Source organism: Pseudoalteromonas prydzensis, assembly GCF_011050055.1.
GTDB lineage: Bacteria > Pseudomonadota > Gammaproteobacteria > Enterobacterales > Alteromonadaceae > Pseudoalteromonas > Pseudoalteromonas prydzensis_A.
The window spans coordinates 91,825-114,455 of the sequence record NZ_DRGM01000187.1 but is presented as its reverse complement, the minus strand read 5'-3'; the positions used below and the strand labels follow the sequence as shown (position 1 = coordinate 114,455).

General features: G+C 40.0%; 23 protein-coding genes and 1 pseudogene. 13 read left to right on the top strand and 11 right to left on the bottom strand.

Annotated features, from left to right (window positions below):
* Window positions 1-28 precede the first annotated feature (28 nt).
* Complete coding sequence (locus ENH88_RS19380; protein ID WP_304184806.1) at window positions 29-1,261, bottom strand: hypothetical protein; 1,233 nt, start codon at window positions 1,259-1,261, stop codon at window positions 29-31.
* 625 nt (window positions 1,262-1,886) lie between these two features.
* Window positions 1,887-2,345: a phage integrase N-terminal SAM-like domain-containing protein gene (locus ENH88_RS19375; protein ID WP_304184803.1), complete on the bottom strand. Its 459-nt coding sequence runs from the start codon at window positions 2,343-2,345 to the stop codon at window positions 1,887-1,889.
* 242 nt (window positions 2,346-2,587) lie between these two features.
* Between ENH88_RS19375 and ENH88_RS19370 the strand changes: the two genes are divergently transcribed.
* Complete coding sequence (locus ENH88_RS19370; protein ID WP_304184802.1) at window positions 2,588-3,037, top strand: hypothetical protein; 450 nt, start codon at window positions 2,588-2,590, stop codon at window positions 3,035-3,037.
* 68 nt (window positions 3,038-3,105) lie between these two features.
* Here the strand turns inward: ENH88_RS19370 and ltrA are convergent, their stop codons facing one another.
* Entirely contained in the window at window positions 3,106-4,461 is a 1,356-nt protein-coding gene (gene ltrA / locus ENH88_RS19365) for a group II intron reverse transcriptase/maturase (protein WP_304184801.1), read from the bottom strand.
* A gap of 802 nt (window positions 4,462-5,263) precedes the next feature.
* On the opposite strand from ltrA, the gene ENH88_RS19360 reads away from it, so the two are divergent.
* The 8 genes from ENH88_RS19360 to ENH88_RS19325 all read left to right on the top strand — a co-directional run bounded on the left by ENH88_RS19360 (window position 5,264) and on the right by ENH88_RS19325 (window position 10,739).
* Window positions 5,264-5,710: a hypothetical protein gene (locus ENH88_RS19360; RefSeq protein WP_304184799.1), complete on the top strand. Its 447-nt coding sequence runs from the start codon at window positions 5,264-5,266 to the stop codon at window positions 5,708-5,710.
* A 98-nt stretch (window positions 5,711-5,808) separates the two neighbouring features.
* Window positions 5,809-6,414: a DUF998 domain-containing protein gene (locus ENH88_RS19355; RefSeq protein ID WP_304184797.1), complete on the top strand. Its 606-nt coding sequence runs from the start codon at window positions 5,809-5,811 to the stop codon at window positions 6,412-6,414.
* Between the two features lie 46 nt (window positions 6,415-6,460).
* Window positions 6,461-7,255 carry a trypsin-like serine protease gene (locus ENH88_RS19350; RefSeq protein ID WP_304184796.1) on the top strand — a complete coding sequence of 265 codons (795 nt, stop codon included), beginning with the start codon at window positions 6,461-6,463 and terminating at the stop codon, window positions 7,253-7,255.
* Window positions 7,256-7,372: 117 nt separating this feature from the next.
* On the top strand, window positions 7,373-7,900 hold the full coding sequence (locus ENH88_RS19345; RefSeq protein WP_304184795.1) for a hypothetical protein: 528 nt from the start codon (window positions 7,373-7,375) through the stop codon (window positions 7,898-7,900).
* A gap of 107 nt (window positions 7,901-8,007) precedes the next feature.
* Window positions 8,008-8,466 (top strand): nuclear transport factor 2 family protein, encoded by a 459-nt coding sequence (locus ENH88_RS19340; protein ID WP_304184794.1) that lies wholly within the window; start codon window positions 8,008-8,010, stop codon window positions 8,464-8,466.
* 567 nt (window positions 8,467-9,033) lie between these two features.
* On the top strand, window positions 9,034-9,804 hold the full coding sequence (locus tag ENH88_RS19335; RefSeq protein WP_304184793.1) for an alpha/beta fold hydrolase: 771 nt from the start codon (window positions 9,034-9,036) through the stop codon (window positions 9,802-9,804).
* A gap of 144 nt (window positions 9,805-9,948) precedes the next feature.
* Window positions 9,949-10,347, top strand: coding sequence for a PaaI family thioesterase (locus ENH88_RS19330; RefSeq protein WP_304184792.1), 399 nt, complete (start codon window positions 9,949-9,951; stop codon window positions 10,345-10,347).
* Between the two features lie 257 nt (window positions 10,348-10,604).
* On the top strand, window positions 10,605-10,739 hold the full coding sequence (locus ENH88_RS19325; RefSeq protein ID WP_257326201.1) for a hypothetical protein: 135 nt from the start codon (window positions 10,605-10,607) through the stop codon (window positions 10,737-10,739).
* A gap of 188 nt (window positions 10,740-10,927) precedes the next feature.
* Here the strand turns inward: ENH88_RS19325 and ENH88_RS19320 are convergent, their stop codons facing one another.
* Both ENH88_RS19320 and ENH88_RS23230 read right to left on the bottom strand, forming a co-directional pair.
* Window positions 10,928-11,119 (bottom strand): transposase, encoded by a 192-nt coding sequence (locus tag ENH88_RS19320; protein WP_304184789.1) that lies wholly within the window; start codon window positions 11,117-11,119, stop codon window positions 10,928-10,930.
* A 3-nt stretch (window positions 11,120-11,122) separates the two neighbouring features.
* Window positions 11,123-11,338: pseudogene (locus tag ENH88_RS23230) on the bottom strand (IS5/IS1182 family transposase); the annotation flags it as partial.
* A gap of 453 nt (window positions 11,339-11,791) precedes the next feature.
* On the opposite strand from ENH88_RS23230, the gene ampC reads away from it, so the two are divergent.
* Window positions 11,792-12,955 carry a class C beta-lactamase gene (ampC, locus tag ENH88_RS19315; protein ID WP_304184787.1) on the top strand — a complete coding sequence of 388 codons (1,164 nt, stop codon included), beginning with the start codon at window positions 11,792-11,794 and terminating at the stop codon, window positions 12,953-12,955.
* 110 nt (window positions 12,956-13,065) lie between these two features.
* On the opposite strand, the gene ENH88_RS19310 is transcribed toward ampC, so the two are convergent.
* Window positions 13,066-13,869: a PRC-barrel domain-containing protein gene (locus ENH88_RS19310; RefSeq protein WP_304184785.1), complete on the bottom strand. Its 804-nt coding sequence runs from the start codon at window positions 13,867-13,869 to the stop codon at window positions 13,066-13,068.
* 520 nt (window positions 13,870-14,389) lie between these two features.
* On the bottom strand, window positions 14,390-15,277 hold the full coding sequence (locus ENH88_RS19305; protein WP_304184784.1) for a LysR substrate-binding domain-containing protein: 888 nt from the start codon (window positions 15,275-15,277) through the stop codon (window positions 14,390-14,392).
* 116 nt (window positions 15,278-15,393) lie between these two features.
* Between ENH88_RS19305 and ENH88_RS19300 the strand changes: the two genes are divergently transcribed.
* The 3 genes from ENH88_RS19300 (at window position 15,394) to ENH88_RS19290 (ending at window position 18,824) form a co-directional block, all read left to right on the top strand.
* Complete coding sequence (locus ENH88_RS19300; protein WP_304184812.1) at window positions 15,394-16,566, top strand: MFS transporter; 1,173 nt, start codon at window positions 15,394-15,396, stop codon at window positions 16,564-16,566.
* A gap of 146 nt (window positions 16,567-16,712) precedes the next feature.
* Window positions 16,713-17,531, top strand: coding sequence for a 2,5-didehydrogluconate reductase DkgB (gene dkgB / locus ENH88_RS19295; RefSeq protein WP_304184782.1), 819 nt, complete (start codon window positions 16,713-16,715; stop codon window positions 17,529-17,531).
* A 585-nt stretch (window positions 17,532-18,116) separates the two neighbouring features.
* Window positions 18,117-18,824 carry a hypothetical protein gene (locus ENH88_RS19290; RefSeq protein WP_304184781.1) on the top strand — a complete coding sequence of 236 codons (708 nt, stop codon included), beginning with the start codon at window positions 18,117-18,119 and terminating at the stop codon, window positions 18,822-18,824.
* Between the two features lie 106 nt (window positions 18,825-18,930).
* Here the strand turns inward: ENH88_RS19290 and lipA are convergent, their stop codons facing one another.
* From lipA to ENH88_RS19270, 4 genes are all read right to left on the bottom strand, one after another.
* On the bottom strand, window positions 18,931-19,896 hold the full coding sequence (gene lipA, locus ENH88_RS19285) for a lipoyl synthase (protein ID WP_304184780.1): 966 nt from the start codon (window positions 19,894-19,896) through the stop codon (window positions 18,931-18,933).
* Window positions 19,893-20,546, bottom strand: a complete 654-nt coding sequence (gene lipB / locus ENH88_RS19280; RefSeq protein ID WP_304184779.1) for a lipoyl(octanoyl) transferase LipB — start codon at window positions 20,544-20,546, stop codon at window positions 19,893-19,895. The genes lipA and lipB overlap by 4 nt, the downstream gene beginning before the upstream one ends.
* Before the next feature lie 19 nt (window positions 20,547-20,565).
* The gene (gene ybeD, locus ENH88_RS19275; RefSeq protein ID WP_304184778.1) at window positions 20,566-20,844 is read right to left on the bottom strand and encodes a DUF493 family protein YbeD; all 279 of its coding nucleotides are present in this window, start codon (window positions 20,842-20,844) and stop codon (window positions 20,566-20,568) included.
* A gap of 601 nt (window positions 20,845-21,445) precedes the next feature.
* A complete protein-coding gene (locus ENH88_RS19270; RefSeq protein ID WP_304184810.1) occupies window positions 21,446-22,606 on the bottom strand; it encodes a serine hydrolase in 1,161 nt (386 codons plus the stop codon).
* Between the last annotated feature and the right edge of the window lie 25 nt (window positions 22,607-22,631).

Sequence of the window (22,631 nt, the reverse complement as noted above, 5' to 3'; positions counted from 1 at the left end):
GGATTACGTACTGGACACTAATAGCTTCTTACACTATAATCTCTACTATATCAACAATATTCATGTGCTCGTCAGAAGTAAAAGAGATTTCTGACGTGTAGTTAATTTGAAAATTAAACCTATTGGCTATTGTTTTACAACGATATACATAGTGTAAGAAGCTATTAGTGTCCAGTACGTAATCCCATGTAGAAACCTTCATTCCTTTGCTATTTAAAATATTGAGTCCGTCAATTTCTAAAGAAGTTGATAATGTCCATCCTTCTGCCATCTTATCGAAAAAGGAAAATATTTTATTGAAATAAGGCAGGTGTTGAATATCTAAACCTTCCCATGAGTCAGTTGACAAAGACATTGTGATCGTAACTTGTTTACCATCATTGACTTCTTTATTGTAGCTGAGGGAAAAAATCCCATCACATGCAGAACCATTAAATGTAAATGACTTTGTTCCCCAAGATATTTCTCCTCGGATATCGTCAAAGCTTTCAATTAAATTTGTATCATCCTGAACCAACCATAGCTTTTGAATGGCTTTCTTTTTAGGAGAAGAAATACTAAAAGTGCCGGCTTCTTTTATGATTTCTTCAAATAACTTTGATCCTTCTATAGTCAATCCGTTGGTACTTATTTCTACATCACTACCATGCTCTATTAGCATTTGATGTTGTTTCGCATATTCTTGAGTGTACTCAGCATCTACTTTTAGTGCTAAAGGCACATTTTCTTTAGCAAATATACCAATAGAGGTGCTTCCATCTATATATTGAGTTTTTATATGAAAGCGAGAGTCTAGCCGGCTTAAGCTAATTTCAGTGGCCTGATGAACATTAGATATTGCGTGGGTTATGATATTTTTTGGCATACCTGTTAAAGCCGCTGCGACTGTATCAATAGCGTCAGTATTACTAGGAAGTTTTTGACCTAACTCTGTTCTAGCTTGTGCTTCTGCATCAGCTTTCCATTTTTTCAAAAGTTCTGGAGGATACCTTTTTTCATCTCTATCGATATCAACAGAACAGTTGGAGCATAGCCAAATACCGTTATTAATTGATTTTCGTTCTTCACTAGAAATGGCATTGTTAGGGCGTGGTCCACCTTCAGAGGCTGCAAAAATATGTGCTGCGCTCCCTATGTTATTAACCTTATTATCTTCGGCTGGAGCGGAGGTAGGAACTCTGCAATTTGGGTTTGAGCATCTGTGCGCAACTCTAGCTTTTAAAGTTTCTATTGTTTTTTTAGTAAAGTTATCTCGGCTCAAAGTAGTTGCCCGTTGTATTTAGGATATTTTTAATAGTTATCTTTGGGGGTAAATATTAAGATTTCAAGTCGTAAAATGATAAGTCATTTTTTGATCACATTAATTCTAATGTACGTTCCTACACCGTCAGTTTAAAATCTAAGGGCATCGTCAAGCAGTATTGGCAGTGTACTTAAGACCATAACTATTTTTTCTTGTCGTTCTTAACTTTATGAGGAACATCCTATGACAGCTTTGAGTGCACAAAGTGGGGTCAAGTACAATCTAAAATTCGACTAACGATAATCGTTAGCTGATGCCTTTGGCAATGCGATTGGTATATACATCGAAAGTCCGCTACTGGCACATAGCAGCCAATTAAACTTGGCAGTATTTTTATGTGGTTGGCTTCATAAAGCCTGTATTTGGTAACTTTATGCCATTATAAGCTTCAATATTATGCCAACTTACATTTCACTTGCTACGCTGTAGCCCAGTAAAAAGGTATGTTCTTATGCCAGTTTATGCTTCAAACAACATTGGGTGTTGTAAATTTCCCTTTTTAATTATCTAAAAATTACCAATACTATGTTCTCACAATGCGCTTTTTGGTGAATCCTCATCAAAATTGTAATGGCATCATTTTTTAATCAAAATCAATATCTTTCACTCTTAATTGCACCGCTTCCATTACTCTTAAACCACTACTATATATAAGGCCTGCAATAAGATAATAGCGCTTATTTAAATGAGTCATAAGCAGCTTAACTTCTTCTGGCGTCATAACTACAGGTAGTTTTGCTTGTTTCTTACTGCGGGCAAAATTTAAGTTTAACGACAGTTCATTTTTTATTATGTGCTTGTATAAAAATGACAATGAATTGAGTGCTGTGGCTTGCGTTCGTGGTGCAACATTTTGCTCTAACACTAAGTGTTCTAGATAGCGTTCGACTTCATTGTCTCCCATTGAGGCGGGGTGGCGCTTATCATGAAAATGGATATAAGATGCAATCCATCTCAGGTAGGTGTCCACGGTACGTAATGAATACTGACGTACCAACATATAATCAGCGATATAATTTAAAAATGGGGAGCGCGTTTTCATGTCATTACCAATAGCCATACTGTATATGTATACAGTGTGGTTGTTTGGCTCCCATATTCAAGAAAATGAGCGACGAGCGCATTTTCTCTTTTCTGAATATCTTTAATACCAATAAAAAATTATAGTTGGTAATGAGTTAAGTTATTTGTTAATAATAGATTAATTGTATACATGAGCGTGACATCGGCAGAAAGATCCGCCCTTTGCGCACTATAAAATTGTTATGTATCTAAGGTGAAATATTGAAGTTCGGTATTTGGGTTCTGCTTGCAATACTTTTTTTGGGATTAGGTGTATTCAAGCTGACTCAGGATGAAGTCTCTAGAACAGATTTAATTCATAAAAATGGTGTCATTGAATCCGTAAGCTGTAATTCAGGAAGTAAGGATGGCTCACCAACAGTTGTGTTACAGAGTAATGGTAGTTCATCTTCTTATAAAGTCTTAGAAGAGTTTTCTACTAGAACTAATTGTGAAGATCAAAAGCAAAGTTTAATTGGTCGCTCCGTCACTATCTCTGTTTTACCAAACGATGATAGTTTTGCCATGGCGTATGACTTTTCTCTAGATGACACTCTAATTTACTCATTGGACGACGTTTTATCGTCCGACAAAGAAACAGCATATACGTTATTTATGGTTTCTATTGTAATGTTACTTTCATTGTTGTGGAATCGGAAAAAAGATACATAATCGGGTAGCCGGAGGTCTCTAACCTCCAGCCCCCACACCACCCATCATGCGGGTCCGCAATGGGCGGTTCATCTCCCGTAATGAATGTTGATCCAAATATCTCTCAATGACACTAAACCTTGTGAAACTAAGTAGTTATTGCCTAGCGCAATGTTAATTCCTTTTGTTTTTGAGCTTCTACAAGGGCCTTTACTGGTGATACCGCATGCTATGGCCAGTCGCTCACTGACCCCCAATTTCATTAAACTGCGTACTTTAGTGCGTGGTTTACGCCATTGCCGCCAGTAGCACATTCTTATCCTACGGCGGATCCAGTGATCTAAATCCACCGTTAGCTGATAAGCGTTAGCTATTAGGTAATAGTGTCCCCAGCCGCGCAAATACTGTGTGAGTTTATGAATTTGCAGGGTCATTGAGATCCCCCAGTTGCGGTTAGTGAGCTCCCTGACATTTGCTTTAAATTTCTTTAGCGCCTGTTCGTGGATCTGCACTTGACCGTAACGGAAGGTAAACCCGAGAAATTTCGAGCCTGATACAGGACCGACCCGACTTTTCGATTCATTCACTTTGAGTTTTAGTCGCTTAGTGATGAACGCAGTAATTTCCTGTTGGATTATTAGTCCTTCGCTTTTGGTTTTTACTAAAATGATTATGTCATCAGCGTAACGTGCAAACTTAAGTTGTTTGTAGGTTAGCTTCTTATCTAATTCATCGAGTAAAATATTGGAAAGTAAAGGGGATAATGGCCCGCCTTGAGGGACTCCTTTGGTTGACTCAAACCACAGACCTGTTTCGCGCTCTGCGATCCCCGCTCGTAAGTATTTACCGAGTAGGCGCATGAGTGCTTTGTCTTTGATTTTACGACCAACACGATTCATCAGCATGTCATGGTTTACTTCATCAAAGAACTTGGACAAGTCGATATCAACCGCTGTTTTATAACCTTGTTTAACACAAGATTGAACATAGTTCACTGCTTGACTGGCTCTTTTATGAGGGCGATAACCATAACTATGTGGTGAAAATTGAGGCTCAAAATAAGGGCTAATCACTTGAGCAATGGCTTGTTGGATCACTCTGTCGATAACAGCGGGGATCCCAAGCATTCGCTCACCGCCATCAGGTTTGGGTATCATCACACGTTTGACTGGCAAGGGTTGATAAGTGCCGTTAAGTAATTGTTGTTTAATACCCAGCCAATGTAACTTAGCGAAGTGATTAAATTCCTCAATACTCATATTATCAATACCCGCAGCCCCTTTATTGCGCTTAACATGTTGCCATGCTGCACCAATATTGTGGTTGCTTAGTACCATTGCCATCAGGTCATGATCTGTTTGGTTATATTCATTTGAGGTATTATTCACAGTAGAACGCTGTTCATCACTATCACAACACGGTGATCTATGTGAATTCAAGTTCATTTGTAGTATCTCCTCTGGTTAAGATGTTCAGGCCTTCACCGTGTCCCCTCCATTACGATGGGCGTTTGGCTACTATGCCGTCTGCTGACTTCTGATAAATCACTTTAGCGATTACTCGATAAAGCGCGTCTAAACTAACGCTTGTTTACTGCTATTTCGCTCGCTATAGGTCGCAGCAACCGAAGCGCCAAGGGTTGATCAACCAGGCCCTAACTGGTAATCTCCAAGCGTTAGCGCGGATGCGTGTTTATCAGATCTCCCCGAATAAGGTGCATCAACTTTCTCTGCACAACTGCATCATTTACGGTGGCCGTTAGATCACATGACTTCGCTATCTTGTGCTAGCTCGTCTCCAGCCTACGCCTCATATGATGTTTTTGTTCATCAGCTCGCAGATTTGCTAGCGGCTTCCTCCAGACTATCTCTCGCGATTTAGCCCTTGCCATTCGCTAGTAGTTATCGTTTAATAACAGTATGTTATTTAAACGGTGATCTCCCTACAGAGGACTTTCACCTCATAAGTCAATGCCCATGTCGGGCGTACACAAGCTGTTAAACAAGGACAAAAAACAGTTGGTTTTGCTCCTTCGTCGCTAATTTTAACCAACTATTTTTTGCCTGTTAACAGGGCGTTGAGGCTGTAGAATTTCTCTTTTTTAAGAAAAATAGCCCGTTTTATGGGTTCCAAATGCATTACCTAATGCTTTAAAAGTGCTTAGAGTTAATTACAGGAGCTCGTTTTTTAATTGAATTTGACTGTTAGAGTTATTCTACAGTCTCGTTAGGCATTCAAGGAGGAAAGATGCACACTTCAAGTAACAAGTATCTTCTGGCTGCGGCAATATGTTGTTTTGCTGCCGCACTTGCTCATCTGGGCTGTATTGTATTCGGGGGCGATTGGTATCGTTTCTTTGGTGCAGGCGAACAGATGGCTCGGATGGCAGAGCAAGGGTTTTGGTATCCGACAATTGTAACCTCTGTTATTGTCATGGTGCTTTTGGTTTGGGCGCTTTATGGCCTGTCGGGCGCGGGCGCAATTAAACGTTTACCTCTGACAAAATTAGCGCTAATCCTTATTACTGGTATATTTTTACTTCGTGGCGTTTCCTTCGTCGGGTTAATGCCAATGTTCCCAGAAAACAGTTTAACGTTTTGGTTAATTAGTTCTGGTATCTGTTTGTTTATTGGCGGCTTGTTTGCTTTAGGTTCTTGGCAGCAGTGGTCAGTTTTAGGTGGCAAAAATGCCTAACAATACGCATCACTCGCTCCCGTTGGTCGCTGGGACGCCAAACCCGCTGACGCGTTTTTGTCGCCCGTGTGCTTCGCGTTAGCCGAAAAGGATACCCAGTGAATTTTTTTACAAAAGCTTCAGTAAAGCAGGCGCACCTGATTTGGATCGCTTCGATTATCAACATTGGCCTTGGCTTTGTTATCCCTGGGTTTGATGTTTTTGCCAAGAGCATCAGTCATGTCGCACTTGAAGAGCCTGTATTTGCATATACTCACAGAATTGCTGATATCATGATCGGAATCTCCATGTGCTTTTTTGCCATTGGAATACAGCTGACCTCACCCAGTCGAATTTCTTTTTCCATGGCATCTGTTTTATTGCTTGGTCTTAGCATGATCAGTGCGGGAATTTGGACGTTAGAGACACCCCTGCACTTGCTCTACAACCTGTCAATCTTCATGATTATCGCACCTCTTTCGTTTTCACTTGAGTTCAAAAACATCATCAAGTCGCCTTCGTTTGAACTTTTTTCAGCAGCAGTGTCGTTTCTGCATGTGTTCATGTTTTGGCTGATTTATGCTGGCTTCATCCCGTCAGAAATTAATGGGTTGGTACAGCGTATGTGGGCCATCCCAACAATGGGTTGGTTCGGTATTGCTGCTTACATGCTAGGTTCGCGTCAGTTTTCGGCTAACAATTCAATGCACGCGACAAGCGCGTGATTGAGGCGTTAGTTACTCAATCAAATCTCGGAGTTTACGGATATATATGAAAAGAATAATTTTGTTTACGATTTTAGCTAGTCTAGCATTACCATGTTTTTCCATTGTTACTAAACATGATGTCAATAAAGATAAGTATTTGGCAAAAAATGTTCCAGAATTTTTAATAGATATGCCGGGTGAGGGACATGGCGTATTGATAAAGCCAAATTGGATTGTGACTGTTGCCCATTTGATTTTCTCTGATTACACGGGAAAGGAAATCGTAATTCATGGAAAAAAATTCACGATAGAGAAAGTTATCATTCACCACAATGCTAAAAAACCTAATAGTTCTTTATTCGAAGGGGATGCTAAACCACTTATGGACTTTATGAAAACAACAAGTGACGTAGCTCTTATTAAGTTGACTGAAGATGTATCGCATGTTCAGCCTATAGCATTGTATTCGGATAGTGATGAGTTAGGGAAGGAAATAACGGCGTTTGGCAGGGGCTCAACTGGCGACGGAAAGCAGGGGTCGATATTCGAAACTAAAAGACAAAAAGTACTTCGAACAATGACGAACAGAGTTGACCTAGCCGAGGGGAACTGGATATCAATAACATTAGATGACAATAAAAATGCACTTGAACTAGAGGGTATCGATGGTTCTGGTGATAGCGGTGGACCACTGATAATTGAAAAAAACGGAAAACAATACTTAACAGGTTTGTTTAGTTGGGATTATGTTGAAGGAGACTTGAAATCCTTTAAACATGGCTTATACGGCGGAAAATCATACCAAGTAAGAATATCTAACTATATCAATTGGTTAAATGAAACTATTAAGAGTAACTAACAAGTTGCTTAATTTCGTTCCGGCCACAAAAAGCATGGCCTCCACTGGACTGCCTACGCTGCGCTGCGGCAGCCAATTAGCAAAGCGTTATGCTCCCAAGCATTAAAGGAATATAAATTGGCTGAAATTACAACTATCGTATCAACTGCAGCATCAGTAATAAGTGCAATAGGAGGCGCTGCTGCTTGTATAGCTGCTTTCAGGTCTGCTGGCCATGCCCAGAAAGCCTTTGATCAAAATCAGAAAATGGAAAAGAGATTTGCTCTAAGGCAGCTATCAGTTACTGCACATCAAGTAGCAGTTGAGGTGGACCGAATTAAATGGTCAGCTCAGGGGCTAAAAGTTGCGTATAAAACACTAGCCGTATTTGCTGGCGCAGTAGACGGATCCCGTCAAAAACTTATGCTTCAAGAGGTTGAAGACAAAGTTAAGGCAGCTGATAGCATCAAAGAAAAAGCTTCTCCCTTCGTTGATCTTAATACATTGCTTCTAAATGGCCCGCTCGATGAGATAAACGATCGAGAAGTTCTAATGTCTCAGTTGTTGGTTGAAGCCACAGCACTACGAGAGAAGACAGAAATAGAGCTTTCTGAAATTCAGGCTCAAAATGCTATGTATCGTGAAAATGTGGTTCAGAAAGCATAACAAATCAATCAACTACGCGCCTACGGCGCCGGACAGCTTACACTCCGCTTCGCTTCGTTACAGCTGCCGGTTATTGAGGCGTTGGAATATTTTAATAAGGAGTTTTCGTGAAAAAATTATTTATCTGTTTGGCAGGCTTCGCGTTCTTCAGTGCAAGTACTTTGGCTGATGAATTTGATTACGATGCATTTGTGAAAGCTTACTTCAATGCTCAGGTCATGACTCAGCAGCCAAATGCAACTGAGGAAGACCTTGAACACTATTTATCCTTTCTTACCGATGACGTTGGTAATCAACATTTCCCAAATGCACCAGATGACTCTCGTGAACCCGATGGCAAAGACATGATGCGTAAAGGTATGGGGCGTTATCTCGGTGTTCATACAGAATATAAAGCGGAACTTATCGACTATCAGTATGGTTTTAATGCTGTCTCTATCAAGCACAAGTTCTCCGCCAAGGGTAAGCGAGCGGATGGTTCAGAGTTTAGCTACAGCAAAATTGCTCTGGATGTGCTTGAACTTGAAAATGGTAAAGTATCTGTTATCCGTCGTTACAGTGAATAATTCACCTAACACATATGAGCCTTAACTCTGTCAATAGGCACTAGTATTCTTTTTGACCGTTTTTGTTCAGTGACGGTCAATTCTAAATCAATAAACAAATTCGTTTACTTCGTCTGTCGATGTGACTGTTAAGCAAGTAGCTTACGGCAAATACAAAGGGCAGGGCTATGCAATAATCCTTACGTTTTTAGTACTGCATCTGCTTATATTCCTCTAAAGCGCAACGTCTCTAAACCATAATTCAATTGAAGATTTTTTCCACAAGGAGCAGTAAATGAGGATTAGCTTGAAGGCTAATATTAGCATGCGTAAACACATTACATTAATATAGGTAACCCTTCTCACCTTAAATAAGCCACTCAAGTACCTGTAATACCTTGCAAAACGCCTATTAAAACAACAGCAAATCTTCTTTTTATATTTTATGTGAAAGTCAGTTGTCGATTGAATCAAAATAGGAACTCGGCTATGGTTAATGCATCAATAAAAATAAAATAAAAACGAGTAATTCTACAGGCTCGTTAGTTTTTTTAGGTCAAATCAATAAAAACGCAGTTGGTCGACAAAATGAGAAATAAAAATGGTTATATAAGTGTTAGTGGCTCCGAGATTTATTACGAGCTTTCAGGTAATCATGATGGCAAGCCATTATTGATGCTTCATGGCGGCCTTGGTTCGCTGAATGAGTTAAGTCCCATTCACAAATATGTAGCTGCAGACTATCAGTTGATAAGCATAGATTTTCGTGGTCACGGCAAATCACTCTTAGGTGAACTCCCACTTAATTACATGCAGTATCAACAAGATGTCCAGCATGTCCTTAGTTATTTGGGTATTGAGAAATACTCAATTTTTGGTTTTAGTGACGGTGGCATTGTGGGTTATCGGTTAGCAGCACAAGAGCCAGAAAGAGTGTCTTGTTTGGTAACACTGGGCTCGCAGTGGCGATTGGAGGCAGATGACCCATCAATTGAATTGCTAAGTGGTTTGACGGCTGAGTTTTGGGTATCAAGGTTTGCAGATGATGTTGCATTTTATGAGGCATCAAATCCTAAACCAGATTTTCCTAAGCTTGTAGGCATGGTAAAAGCAGTTTGGCTGGATACAACAGAATCTGGCTATCCACATGAGTTAGTTGAAAAAATTCGTTGCCCAACGTTAGTAATGCGAGGTGATAATGACTTCTTATTTTCATTGGATGAGGCCGTGGCTTTAAAGTCGAAAATTGCAGGTTGTAGTTTTGCCAATATTCCATTGACGGCGCACTCATCGCATCAAGAATCACCGGAATTGGTGGGTGAAATGTTAGAGCGGTTCTTGTCGCAGCATAAAAACTAACAAGGCGTTCAAGAGGGGGTCGCAACGCGTAGCATTTTCATTATGCTTTGATTTTATTGATTTTTAGTGTAATGAAGAAGGTTAGTAGTCGCGTTGCTCACTCCTTAACGCGGCGTTGATATTTTCAAATAGGTTTGGAGTTTTATGCTTGATTACGGGAAGAAAATATTAAGAGAGCAGCCATTCAGTATGTTGCTGGGTGCTGAACTTACAGAATTCGATGAAGGTAAAGCTGAATTATCTCTAGTTATTCGTGACGAATTAACTCAAAACTTTGGTTTCGTGCACGGCGGTGTTTTAAGTTATTTAGCGGATAACTGTATTACCTTTTCAGCGGCTTCAGTTTTAGGTAAATGTGTAACCTCAGAATACAAAATTAATTATGTGCGCCCTGCGATAGGTAAATCATTAATTGCACGCTCTACTGTTTTATCATCAGGCAAAAGGCAAGCTACTTGTGAGTGTAAAGTTTATGCCTTGGGTGAAAAAGGTGAGAAATTGGTTGCCGTTGCACTAGGTACTATCAGTAAGGTTGACGTATAAAAACATAATCGGGTAGCCGGAGGTTTCTAACTTCCAACTCTCACACCATCGTTCATGCAGGTCGCGAGCACACTTGATTTATAAGGCGTGCTCACGACCTGTTACAGACATAGTAGTGATAAACCAGCGTCTATTGAGCATCCAGCGATAATAAAACATTTAAGTGTTGTAGCGCACAGAGCTGGGGAGCTTTATAAACTAGGCTTTAAATCTCGGCCTTTTACATTAACGTGAGGGGCGATAACTCCGAGGCAACTATGCAAAATCCAACTCATGATAAAAAAGTAGATGATAAAAAGTCTGCTGAAACACTAAAAAAAGAAGCGGCAAGCAAGCGCGCAGCTTTAGAACCTGACACGAAAAAATCATACAGAAAACCCCAGCAAAAATAATAGAGTCGTTAATTATCTAACCAGTTTTCGCAAAGCATTATTTGAGCTTAATTAAGGACAGAGTGGCATTATCGACAGATAGATTCGATAAATATTCAAGGAGCTAGATAATAGATGTTCTCTACTATTTGTGGTTCTTCGCTCGTTGGTGAGGGATCATATTTTGTTGTTTAAGGCTACTGAGAGCGCTATGTCATTAGGGACTGTTGATCTTTGTGGTACATATATTGATCAGCCCGCATTGGTAGCCACATCATCGTAAATGCTAAAGCGAGCATTGAATGATAATTTCGTTCAAGCTTTTCATACTGTGTGGCTATCTTTCTATATTGCTTAATACGGCCAAATGCATTTTCAACCAAGTGCCGATATTTGTACATGCATCAGTCAATATCTTCATTACCTATTAAACTGTTATCCTTGCGTAGAATAACGGGTGTCGTGTTGTTATCACGAACCAACTCTCTCAGTTTTTTACAATCGTAGCCTTTGTTAGCAACAACGACTTTATTTGTTGAGCAATTTGCTACGAGTGACTCTGTGTGAACTATATCATGTGTATTTCCGCAGGATAATTCATAGAAAACAGGCGACTCTCTGCTATAACCTAAGTGTTAGTTTGTTAATTTATGCTGCATACAACATTGGCTGTATTAATTTCACATTTGTATAAATCATTCAGCAAAACATAGCCATATTCTTCGTCTTTAATTATTTGAGCTTTGGGAGTAGTGAGCTCAAATCAAGACGATTTGTGCATTTCATTTTTTTATGAGCATAGAATTTAATACCAACACCGTATTTTAATTCAGTAAAAATTAATAGCCGTACTCACAAAATAGCGGCGGCTTTGCTGACTTTTGCATTTAGAACGAGTAGCTCTTGAATATGCTCATCTCTACCATTTGCAAAACGAGGCTAAGCTAAATATTAATATACTCCATTTACAATATTTGAATGAACTCAGGCGCCAGAATTCAATCCGAGTGTTGAGTTTTTATTGCAATATGCTTGCACTGACGTGGCTATTTTATTCATTAACGAGAGATACAATGAAAATAATTTTAAACAAGCTTGTTATTACTACTTTAGCTGCAACTATAGTGATGTTTAATGATGCTCGGGCTGAAAATAATAATCAAATGTTGAGAAAAGCAGTCGATAAGCAAGCCGAGCGCTTAATGCAGCAGTACCAAATTCCTGGTTTAGCGGTGGGTATAATTGTTGATGGTAAGTCACAGTTTTATAATTATGGTGTTGCGAATAAACAAAAGAACCAAGCAGTAACACAGAATACACTGTTTGAGTTAGGATCGGTCAGTAAAACCTTTGCTGCAACCTTCGCGAGTTATGCTCAAGGCAATGGTACTTTATCATTTGATGATACTGTTGATAAATATCTACCTGAGTTGAAAAATAGCGTTATTGGCAGCACAAAACTTACACAGTTAGCTACCTATACAGCAGGTGGTCTGCCTTTACAGTTCCCTGATAATGTTAAGACTGACGAGGATATGATGCAATATTATAAATCTTGGCAGCCAACTTTTGCTGAAAATTCACAACGACTCTATTCAAATCCAAGTATAGGTTTATTTGGTTATGTTTCGGCATTAAGTATGAAAGTTGATTATGCACAGTTTCTGGAAATTAAAATATTACCGTCGTTAGGTATGTCAAATACGTTTGTTAATGTTCCAGCGAATAAAATGGATGATTATGCATTTGGATATAATTCTTCAGGCGATGCTGTGAGAGTAAATCCCGGTATGCTGGATGCACAAGCATATGGCATTAAGTCTACTAGTGCAGATATGGTGCAATTTATTAAAGCGAATTTAGGGTTAGTCTCTCTCGATGATAAAATCAATACGGCCTTGAAAAGTACTAGGAAGGGCTATTATCAAGCGAGCACTTTCACGCAAGGACTAGCATGGGAAATGTATCCTTTACCAACTAACTTGACTGCTCTGTTAGCTGGAAATTCAGTTGAAACCATTACACAACCCCAACCAATCGATATTAATAATCCTCCTCAAGTAGCTTTGCATAATGGCTGGATCAATAAAACAGGTTCAACGAACGGGTTTGGCGCATATATTGTATTTATTCCGGCAAAAAATGCTGGAATTGTTATGTTAGCAAACAAATATTACCCCAACGTAGAACGGGTCAAAGCCGCCTATGCGATTTTAGATTCAGTTATCAGCAAATAACGAAGAATAAAAAGCCACTCATTAGTTTAGTGAGTGGTGTTTTTTTTATTTATTGAATATGCTCTTTGGCCAAATGTTTTTCGCTAGGCGTTACTTGAAAGCCGATCATTTCAGCAATCCTTTTTCGCTTTTGCTAGTTTGTCCCAGTAACCCGCTAGTTCGTAATGTTGATATATGGCTGTTTCAAACTCGGGGGTTATTTGCTGGTTATCATCATACTGTGGTGCATCTTTTATTACTTTGCGGTTGAGATCAACACTGATGGTATTGTCGAGCCAGCATACTTCGCTGATCCACTCTGGTGGCACGAGCACTTTATGTCCACCCCACCAATTACTGGTATCGATGATCAGGTAACGAACCGCCCACGTTGTTTCTTCTACTAATAACCCAGAGACATGACCAATATCACCATCATTAGCGTTAATATGATAGCCAATAATCTCTTTGCAACTTCGCAAATTTGGGTCAGCTTTTTTATTATCTTCACTTTTAACATTATGGTGAGTCAGTTGTGCGCTGCGTGCACCTGCTTCTGTATGTGGGAGGTGTTGGTGATCACGGTACAATAAGTATGGGTAAATACCGCCGCCCCAAAATCCTTCGCCCACCCAATAATAAGGGTAACCATAATAATCGAGTAAGCTGGCCTCATTTTGCCGTGATACGGGTTTATCGTTATCGATAGTTGGGCTGTTCTTAACTTGTTCTTTACTGATCAACACGGGTAGAATTTTTTCTATCCAATTTGGTTTTTGCACCGCAATTGGTGAGATCAAAACTTGACGGCTGGATAGCCAAGAACCTGTTTCAACAACGAAGTAGCGGATCACCCATGCTAAATCATCGAATAGAAAATCTTTTTCTTTACCGATCACACCATCGGTAGCAGCGATAGCGCAATTTTCTAGCATTTTCATGCTACATAACATAATAGTTATCCTTTTTAATGGGGTCGACAATATTAAATGTTGGCGTGTTTTAGAGCTGATATTGAGGTTGCCAACTAGGCGATGATTTGAATGAACCGCTTTAGTTTTAGCTTATTTGCCACAGTTGTCTGTGCGCTGCAGTACATAGTCAAGTTTAGCGAGTTTTAATTACTAAATTTGTGGGGAAGTGCGGTATTGACCCGATGGAATGCTGCTTTTTATTATGGGCACGCAGTTGTTTTGAGTTCGATAACGAACAGCACGTCAGCCTCTTAGATAATAAAATGATGGAACACAGTAGAAATAAAAGTCTTACCAAAACATAGAGATAAGTAACCAACGCGCAGGATAGTAAATCAATTTAAGCCACTATTTTAAGCGCTAACAGTATTGAAATAGCGGCTTGAGAAGTGCACTTGCAATTTGTATAAAAGTAGTCACTTATAAATCTAATTATGAGGTTTTAGTAGCAAAAAGTGTTTTGTCAGCCCAATTTAAACTATTACAGACTCAGCCGTGGTTGTATAAAGTCTAAAAAAGCGGTGATGCGTGAAGACACTGCGCCGCTTTTATAATACACGCCATGGATTGGCTCGCGATTATTTGGTGTGCTGAGCGACTCGGGCAGTAGCTCGATTAAGTGATTTTCTTTTATATCCTCGGCTATCATAAAGTTTGAAAGTAGGGCAATGCCTTGGTTTGCAATGCACAGTTGCCTGATTGTTTCGCCGCTGCTGGCACTGAGATCAAAGGTCAATTTTACAGGCTCTTTTAATGGCCATTGATTAAGCTTTGTGGCATCGGTAAAGCCGAGGAGTGTGTGGTTTTTTAAATCGTTGACAGTGCGAATAGGCGGCGTGTTTTTTAAATAATTAGTGCCAGCAACTATTCGCAGCTTACTATTTCCTAGTTTACGGGCATGCAGGTTTGAGTCTTTTAACTCGCCAATACGAATGGCTAAGTCGGTTTTACGCTCTAATAAATCAATAATATTATCGTGCGAAGTGATATCAAGAGTTATCTGCGGGTATTGTTTTCTAAACTCTGCAATTAATGGCATGAGTTGATGCAGTACAAATGGGCTTGCGGCATCTATTCGCAGGCGGCCACTTGGTGCATGTTTTAAAAGCTTAATTGCTTCTTCGCCACAATAAAGTGTGTTTAGTCCTTCGCGAGCGTATTTTATGAAGGTGTGACCTTCTTCAGTAAGTTCTAAGCGGCGTGTTGTTCTATTTAATAACGTGCATTGTAAGGTGCCTTCTAGTCGAGAGACGGCTCGTGATACTTTCGCAACTTGCTGATCCAGTAAATTAGCGGCGGCCGAAAAACTCCCACAATCAACCACGGTTATAAACGTTTCTAGATCTTCTGTTTTCGCATGAACAGCCATCAGAATTACCACACTATATTTTCATAATTAACAAAAGTATTTTGTCATTTACGCTGTTTTTTGCAAATGTTTTTTTAGCCACACTAGACATCTACTTTAACTATGAGGATGTAATGATGCCATTGGCTTTATGGGCGCTTACTTTAAGCGCATTTGCGATAGGAACCACAGAGTTTGTAATCGTCGGTTTAGTGCCTACTATTGCGGGAGATTTGGGCGTTAGTTTGCCCTCAGCAGGGCTATTAGTGAGCTTATACGCTGTAGGTGTTGCTATCGGTGCGCCGGTATTAACGGCGCTAACTGGGCGTTGGAATCGTAAAATTGTATTAATAAGTTTAATGGCGCTGTTTGTGATCGGTAATTTACTTGCCTGGCAAGCGCCGAGCTACGAAACCCTGATAATAGCGCGCATATTAACTGGGCTTGCCCATGGGGTGTTTTTCTCTATTGGCGCTATGATTGCAACCAGTTTGGTTAGTAAAGATAAAGAGGCAAGCGCCATTGCAATTATGTTTACTGGCCTTACCGTTGCACTGGTAACAGGTGTGCCATTGGGTACGTGGATTGGTCAACATTTTGGTTGGCGGGCAACATTTTTAGTGGTGTCGGTGCTTGGCTTAATTGCATTAATTGGCAGCGTAATGTTAGTGCCTAAAAACCTAAAGCAGTCAGCGCCTGCAACGTTTAAAGAGCAATTACAAGTGATGGTTAAACCACGTTTATTGCTGGTATATTTAATGACGATACTCGGTTATGGCGGCACGTTCACAGCGTTTACTTATTTAGCACCTATTCTAGAGCAACAAACGGGTTTTGCTCCCTCGGTTATTGGTTTAATTATGTTGGTATACGGGGCCTCTGTGGCAGTGGGTAATATTTGGGGTGGAAAATTAGCAGATAAGCGTGGGCCTATAAGTGCGCTTACTATTATTTTTAGCGCGCTGAGTATTATTTTACTGTTATTTACTTTCACGATGGGTTCAAAAGTAGCCGCGGTGCTGACCATTTTAGTTTGGGGCGCATTTGCATTTGGTAACGTACCTGGGCTGCAACTGTATGTTGTTAAACAGGCACAAAAACACACACCTAACGCGGTTGATGTGGCATCAGGGTTAAACATCGCTGCGTTTAATATTGGTATCGCATTGGGTTCAATTATTGGCGGCAGTGTTGTTGAGAATATGAGCCTGCAAGACACCGCGTGGATTGGCGCTGTTATTTCAGTGTTGGCACTTATGGCTACGCGTTACAGTGGGTTGTTGGATAAGCGTGACATTCAGCCCAGATAATGGGCATATATATCAGCCCTTGAAACTAACGTTTATGGCCTCATACCTTACATGAGGTCAAAATTTTAAATGAACAAAGTAACAGGTGTATTTCGAAGCTTAACAAAGTTTGTATTTTAAACCGATCATCTTATAAGGATAAATTCATGACACAACGCGTAATAGAAATGCCAAACTTAGGCATGGGGACATTTCGTCTCGAAGGGAAAACCGCTTATGACTCTGTAAAAATGGCATTAGAGGTTGGCTTTCGCCATATTGATACCGCACAAATTTATGGCAATGAACAGCAAGTTGGCCAAGCGATAAAAGACAGTAATATTCCCAGAGACGAGCTATTTATTACCACCAAAGTGTGGAATAACAAACTCAATAAAAGCGATTTTATCGCCAGTGTGAAAGAGTCTCTTAACAAGCTGCAACTCGATTCTGTCGATTTATTGTTGATCCATTGGCCTGCGCCATCAAACGATGAACCAATGAGCGAGTATTTAACTGAGTTATTAACGGCAAAGCAGCTTGGATTAACTAAGCATATTGGGGTATCGAACTTCACTATTGCTAATTTAAAAGCAGCCATGCAAACACTTGACGCACGAGAAATATTTACCAATCAAATAGAAGTGCACCCTTATTTAACTAATACTAAGCTGCGTGCGTTTTGTCAGCAACACGACATTCATGTTACTGCTTATATGCCATTTGTAGTCGGTAAAGTATTAAGCGATGAAACCATTATCGATATTGCTAATAAACACGGGGCAAGCCCTGCGCAAGTGGTGATTGCATGGGAAAATGCTAATGGTATGACAACCATTCCGTCATCAACTAAGCGTAAAAACTTAGAAGATAACTTTAATGATAAAGCGGTAAAACTGGATGAGGAAGACATTGCCCGTATTGATGCTCTCGATTGCGGAGACCGCCAAGCAACCCCTGATTTTGCCCCGCAGTGGGATCAATAAGCCACTTTAAGTACGTTTAATTAAAAGTGCAGCACGTCTGCACTTTTAATTCAGCTTGAGTTGCTAATTACCATTTTTAACGGGTATTTTCTGCTGCTAACGAATTTTACCTATCTGACAAACTCACTTTTTTAGCAGCAGAGCTTCGCCAGTAATATTATTGAAGGCTGTAAACAGCAAGCTCTCTCGATGCTTGAGCCACAGCAACTTTTTCGGCAAATGTAAGCGCTTCTTCTTTTAATTCGTCAGAATAATGTTTACGTTGTTTGTTCTATATCACCTCCGTGAGTTTAGTTTACTCACTTAACGAGGTGTCCAAAACTATTGGGCCAGATCGCTTGGTTTGAGCGGTATTATATTTTAGAACTCACATGGTGATTAATTGAAAAATACCCGAGGAAGATAAATAAAGCTATAAGATACAAAAACTATACCTCATTACCGCTATAAAGATTTGCCGAACCTAACATTTAAGTAGTGTTTATTATTTATACACAACAAGGTAAGTTTTCTTATTAGAAACAGCTAAAGGAAAAGAGTAATTTGTCGATAACAAGTTGATAAGTAACGAACAAGGAAAGTGATATGCAAGTTAACCCACACAATAGCAGTTCAGCATCGCAGCTTATATCGAATAGTTCAGCAGCAAAAATAAATGAACCAGTAACTGGTAAAGCGCAATTAAAGAGTGAAATGGAGCGCTTAGCTAAGGATATCTATCACAAAGATATGCCTAAAGAGCCTGAAGCGACTTATTATAAGCCTATAAATAAAGATGCCAATATATTAAGACCTATTGAAGAGGTTATGTATGATATTGGAGTCGCAATGGCTCATTTGTATATGCCAGGCGGCGATGTACCTAAAACGGTTGAGAGAATGCTTTCACCCTATGATAGTGTCATGGCTGAATTAAGAAGTGAGCAGCCCGCTTTAGCAAATAAAAGTTGGGGGATTTCTATCAATGAGTCGGGTGAGCTTACAGTAACTGGCTCTGTTAATGATGATGAAAAGGCACTCATTGCAGAAAAGCTAAATAGTAATGAAGAGCTAGTCACTGCTGTTAATGACTTTAAGTCTAATTATTTAAAGTTTATTAAGATGGAGCCTAGGGGCTGGGGTAATTACCGCGTAAATGAAAGTAATTTTGCTGAAGTTTTTGATTTTAGAGAAATGTTAGAAACCTCAAGAAGTAATGAAGATTTTAAGGGAACATGGGATTATGAAACCAATTGGCTTAAGCTAAACGATAATATTTCAGCACAATTGAGAAGTAATGCTTCGAAACGTTAGTTGTATTAGTCTCGGGTAGCAAAGGTGAAAATGTGATTTGTTTGTTAACCGTTAGCTATGCTGTGAAAAGTACATAGCTAACGATTTTTCAATGCTATAAAAGTGATTATTTCACTTCTTTACCGGCGGCTTGTTGATCAGCATGATAGCTTGAACGAACAAATGGGCCTGAGGCTGCATGAGTAAAGCCAATTTCATCTGCATAGGCTTTTAAGCCATCAAACTCTGCTGGTGGTACGTAGCGTTTTACTGGTAAGTGATGCTTAGAAGGTTGTAGGTATTGGCCTACAGTTAGCATGTCGACGTTGTGGGCACGTAAATCACGTAATACTGCTTCGATTTCACTGATCTCTTCACCAAGGCCAACCATTAAGCCTGATTTAGTTTTAACTTCTGGGTGTGCTTCTTTAAAGCGACGCAGTAATTCTAGTGACCATTTGTAATCGGCACCTGGGCGCGCAAGCTTGTATAAACGCGGTGCGGTTTCAAGGTTATGATTGAAAACGTCTGGTGGCGTTGCAATTAAAATCTCGAGTGCACGATCCATACGGCCACGAAAATCTGGCACTAAAATCTCTATGGTGATTTTAGGGTTATGTTTGCGAATTTCACGAATACAATCTGCAAAATGTTGTGCGCCGCCGTCACGTAAATCATCACGATCTACTGAGGTGATCACCACATAGCTCAGCTTCATGTCTTTAATTGTTAATGCGAGTTTTTCCGGCTCTGCGGCATCAGGTGTCAGTGGACGACCATGCGCAACATCACAAAATGGGCAACGACGAGTACAAATTGCCCCTAAAATCATAAAGGTTGCCGTACCGTGGTTAAAACACTCAGATAGGTTAGGGCATGAAGCTTCTTCACACACTGAATGCAAGCCGTGTTTACGCATCGCTTGTTTAATGCCATCGATACGCTCGGTTGATTTAGGTAAGCGAATTTTTAGCCATTCTGGCTTACGCAACATTTCGTTTTTTTCAGTCGGTAATACTTTTACTGGGATCAACGCCATTTTTTCAGCGTCGCGCAGTTTTACCCCTGGTTCCATCTTGACTGGTTTATTCATTCGTTTTCAAACCCTTCAGTATACTTAACCGCAGTTGCATTAAGTTTTTTGATCATGTGTTTTACGAGTCCAGCACCTGCTTGTGTAAGGTTTTCTGGGCCGTTTAAATCGGTTGTTTGCACCATGTTCATACCCGCATACCCACAAGGGTTAATGCGCAGAAATGGGCTCATATCCATGTTTACATTCAGTGCTAGACCATGAAAAGAACAACCGCGACGTACGCGAAGCCCTAATGATGCTATTTTGCTGTCATTAACATACACCCCAGGTGCGTCTGCTTTGGCGTAGGCTGCAATGCCATAATCATTCAGAGTATCGATAATACACTCTTCAAGCCATGTGACCAGTTCTCTTACGCCAATTTTTAAGCGACGTAAGTTAAATAATACGTACATCATTTGCTGACCAGGTCCGTGATAGGTTACTTGACCACCACGATCAACCTTGATCACTTCTATGTCGCCTGGGGCAAGTAGATGTTCATCTTTACCGGCTTGGCCTTGTGTGAATACTGGCTCATGTTCAACGAGCCATATTTCATCTGCATCATGCTCTGTACGTACGTCGGTATAGTCTTGCATTTTTTGCCAAATTGGCATGTAACGCTGTCTACCGAGTTGACGGACGATTAAGGTATTTTCGCTCACAGCTTACTCCGCTTAGCGCTTAAAGCATGTGTCGTACGTCATCAATCGCACTGATCACGTTGTAAATTTCTTCAATATGAGCGCCACTGGTAACGGTGACTACTAGGCTAACTGACTCGTAATTGCCTTTGCTACTTGGTTTTACTTTTGGCGCATAGTCGCCAGGTGCAATCGGTTGTAACTTAGTTAGAATTTGCTCAGTTAAGTTGACGTTTGCCAACCCCATTACGCGAAATGTAAATGGGCAAGGATACTCTAAATATTCATCAAATTTAGTATTTTCTACCGGTGTAGCCACGACGTTGACTCCTCATACTTAATGTGTGCTTAGTATTATTTTACTAAACAATAAACCGTTTCGATAATCTGTTCTTAAGCTTGATCACAATTGTATTAATAACGCATTGCTTTAAGAGCATTAAATCGCTGCCAATCACGTTAAAATTTGCAATGTAAAACAGTTATATAGATAAATTCTTTGCTGCGCTGAGCGAAGTTTTTGTCGCTATTACTGCCTACATAAGCAATGTAATTGCTATGCAGATTATTTGTCGGTTAGATATGGGGCGCATTCTACCATTTTTAAAGCAAAAAAAAACGCCTTGCAGTGCAAGGCGCTTATATTCTTTAACTATGAATACCCAAGCCACCTCAAGATACAGAATTCAGCGTTTCACAGGTGCTTAATATCAAGGCGTTACTTTGCAAGAATGGCAATCCCTTTTAAGAAGTAACAACGATGAGAGTAAGTGCCTGTGAAACGCCCAACGGGTTGGTTTAAAAGCGATTTATACTGCGTTATTGATTTTAACAATAGAACCACTATTATTTGCAATCAATGCCTTGCCTAAATCGCTTTTAATTCCAACTGAAACTCGGATCTTGAGGTTGTTTGGGTATTACATTATTTGTAAACGTAGGTAATCATAAATTTTACTAAAGAAGCTACCTTCTTCAACTTCTTCAAGCGTTACCAGTGGATACTGCGCAATTACTTCGCCTTCCAGCTGTAAAGATAAAGTGCCTACAGTAGAGCCTTTAGCGAGTGGTGCTTCTAACACTTTATCAAGTTTGAAGTCTGCTTTTAAATTTTTACGCTGACCACGTGGAATAGTGATTGGTGTGTCTTCTAAAATACCTAGCGATACGTTTTCTTTATTACCCATCCAAATACGTTGTTCAGCAAAGCTGTCGCCCGCATTGTATGGTGTGATTGTTTCAAAGAAACGAAAACCATAGTTAAGTAGTTTTTTGCTTTCTACTTTACGGGCCCGTTCACTTGAAGTGACCATTACAACAGCAATTAAACGCATGTCGTCTTTTGTTGCTGAGCTTACTAGGCTGTAACCCGCTTCAGAGGTATGACCGGTTTTAATACCGTCAACATTTAGGCTTTCATCCCATAATAATGAATTACGGTTGTATTGTTTAATACCATTAAAAGTAAATGACTTTTGTGCATAGACTTCATATTCATTTGGCACGTCACGAATTAACGCGGCACTTAAAATGGCCATGTCACGTGGTGTTGTGAAGTGCTCATCGGTATCTAGGCCGTGGCTATTAATAAAATGAGTATTGCTCATTCCTAACTTTTCAGCGTGGGCATTCATTAAATCTGCGAAGGCGCTTTCGCTGCCGGCGATATGTTCAGCCATTGCAACACACGCATCATTACCAGATTGAATGATAATGCCGTGGTTCAAATCATCAACACTAATTTGTTTACCCACTTCGATAAACATTTTTGATGATTCAGGAAAGTTTTTAGCCCACGCTTTTTCGCTAACCGTTACCATATCAGTAGGCGCAATATTACCCGCTTTGATTTCTGTACCAATCACATAGCTGGTCATCATTTTTGTTAAACTAGCAGGCGCTATTTTGGTATCTGGCTCACCTTCGGCGATCACTTTGCCAGTGGTAAAATCAACAAGAAAATAACCTTTTGCATTAACTTGAGGCGGGGCAGGGATGATTTGGGCGGTAGCTGAGAAAATGGCAGCAGAGCATACTAAGCCGCACACACCGTTGAGAATTTTGTATTTAATAGATTTCATCATACTCATTAATGGTTAAAGTTAA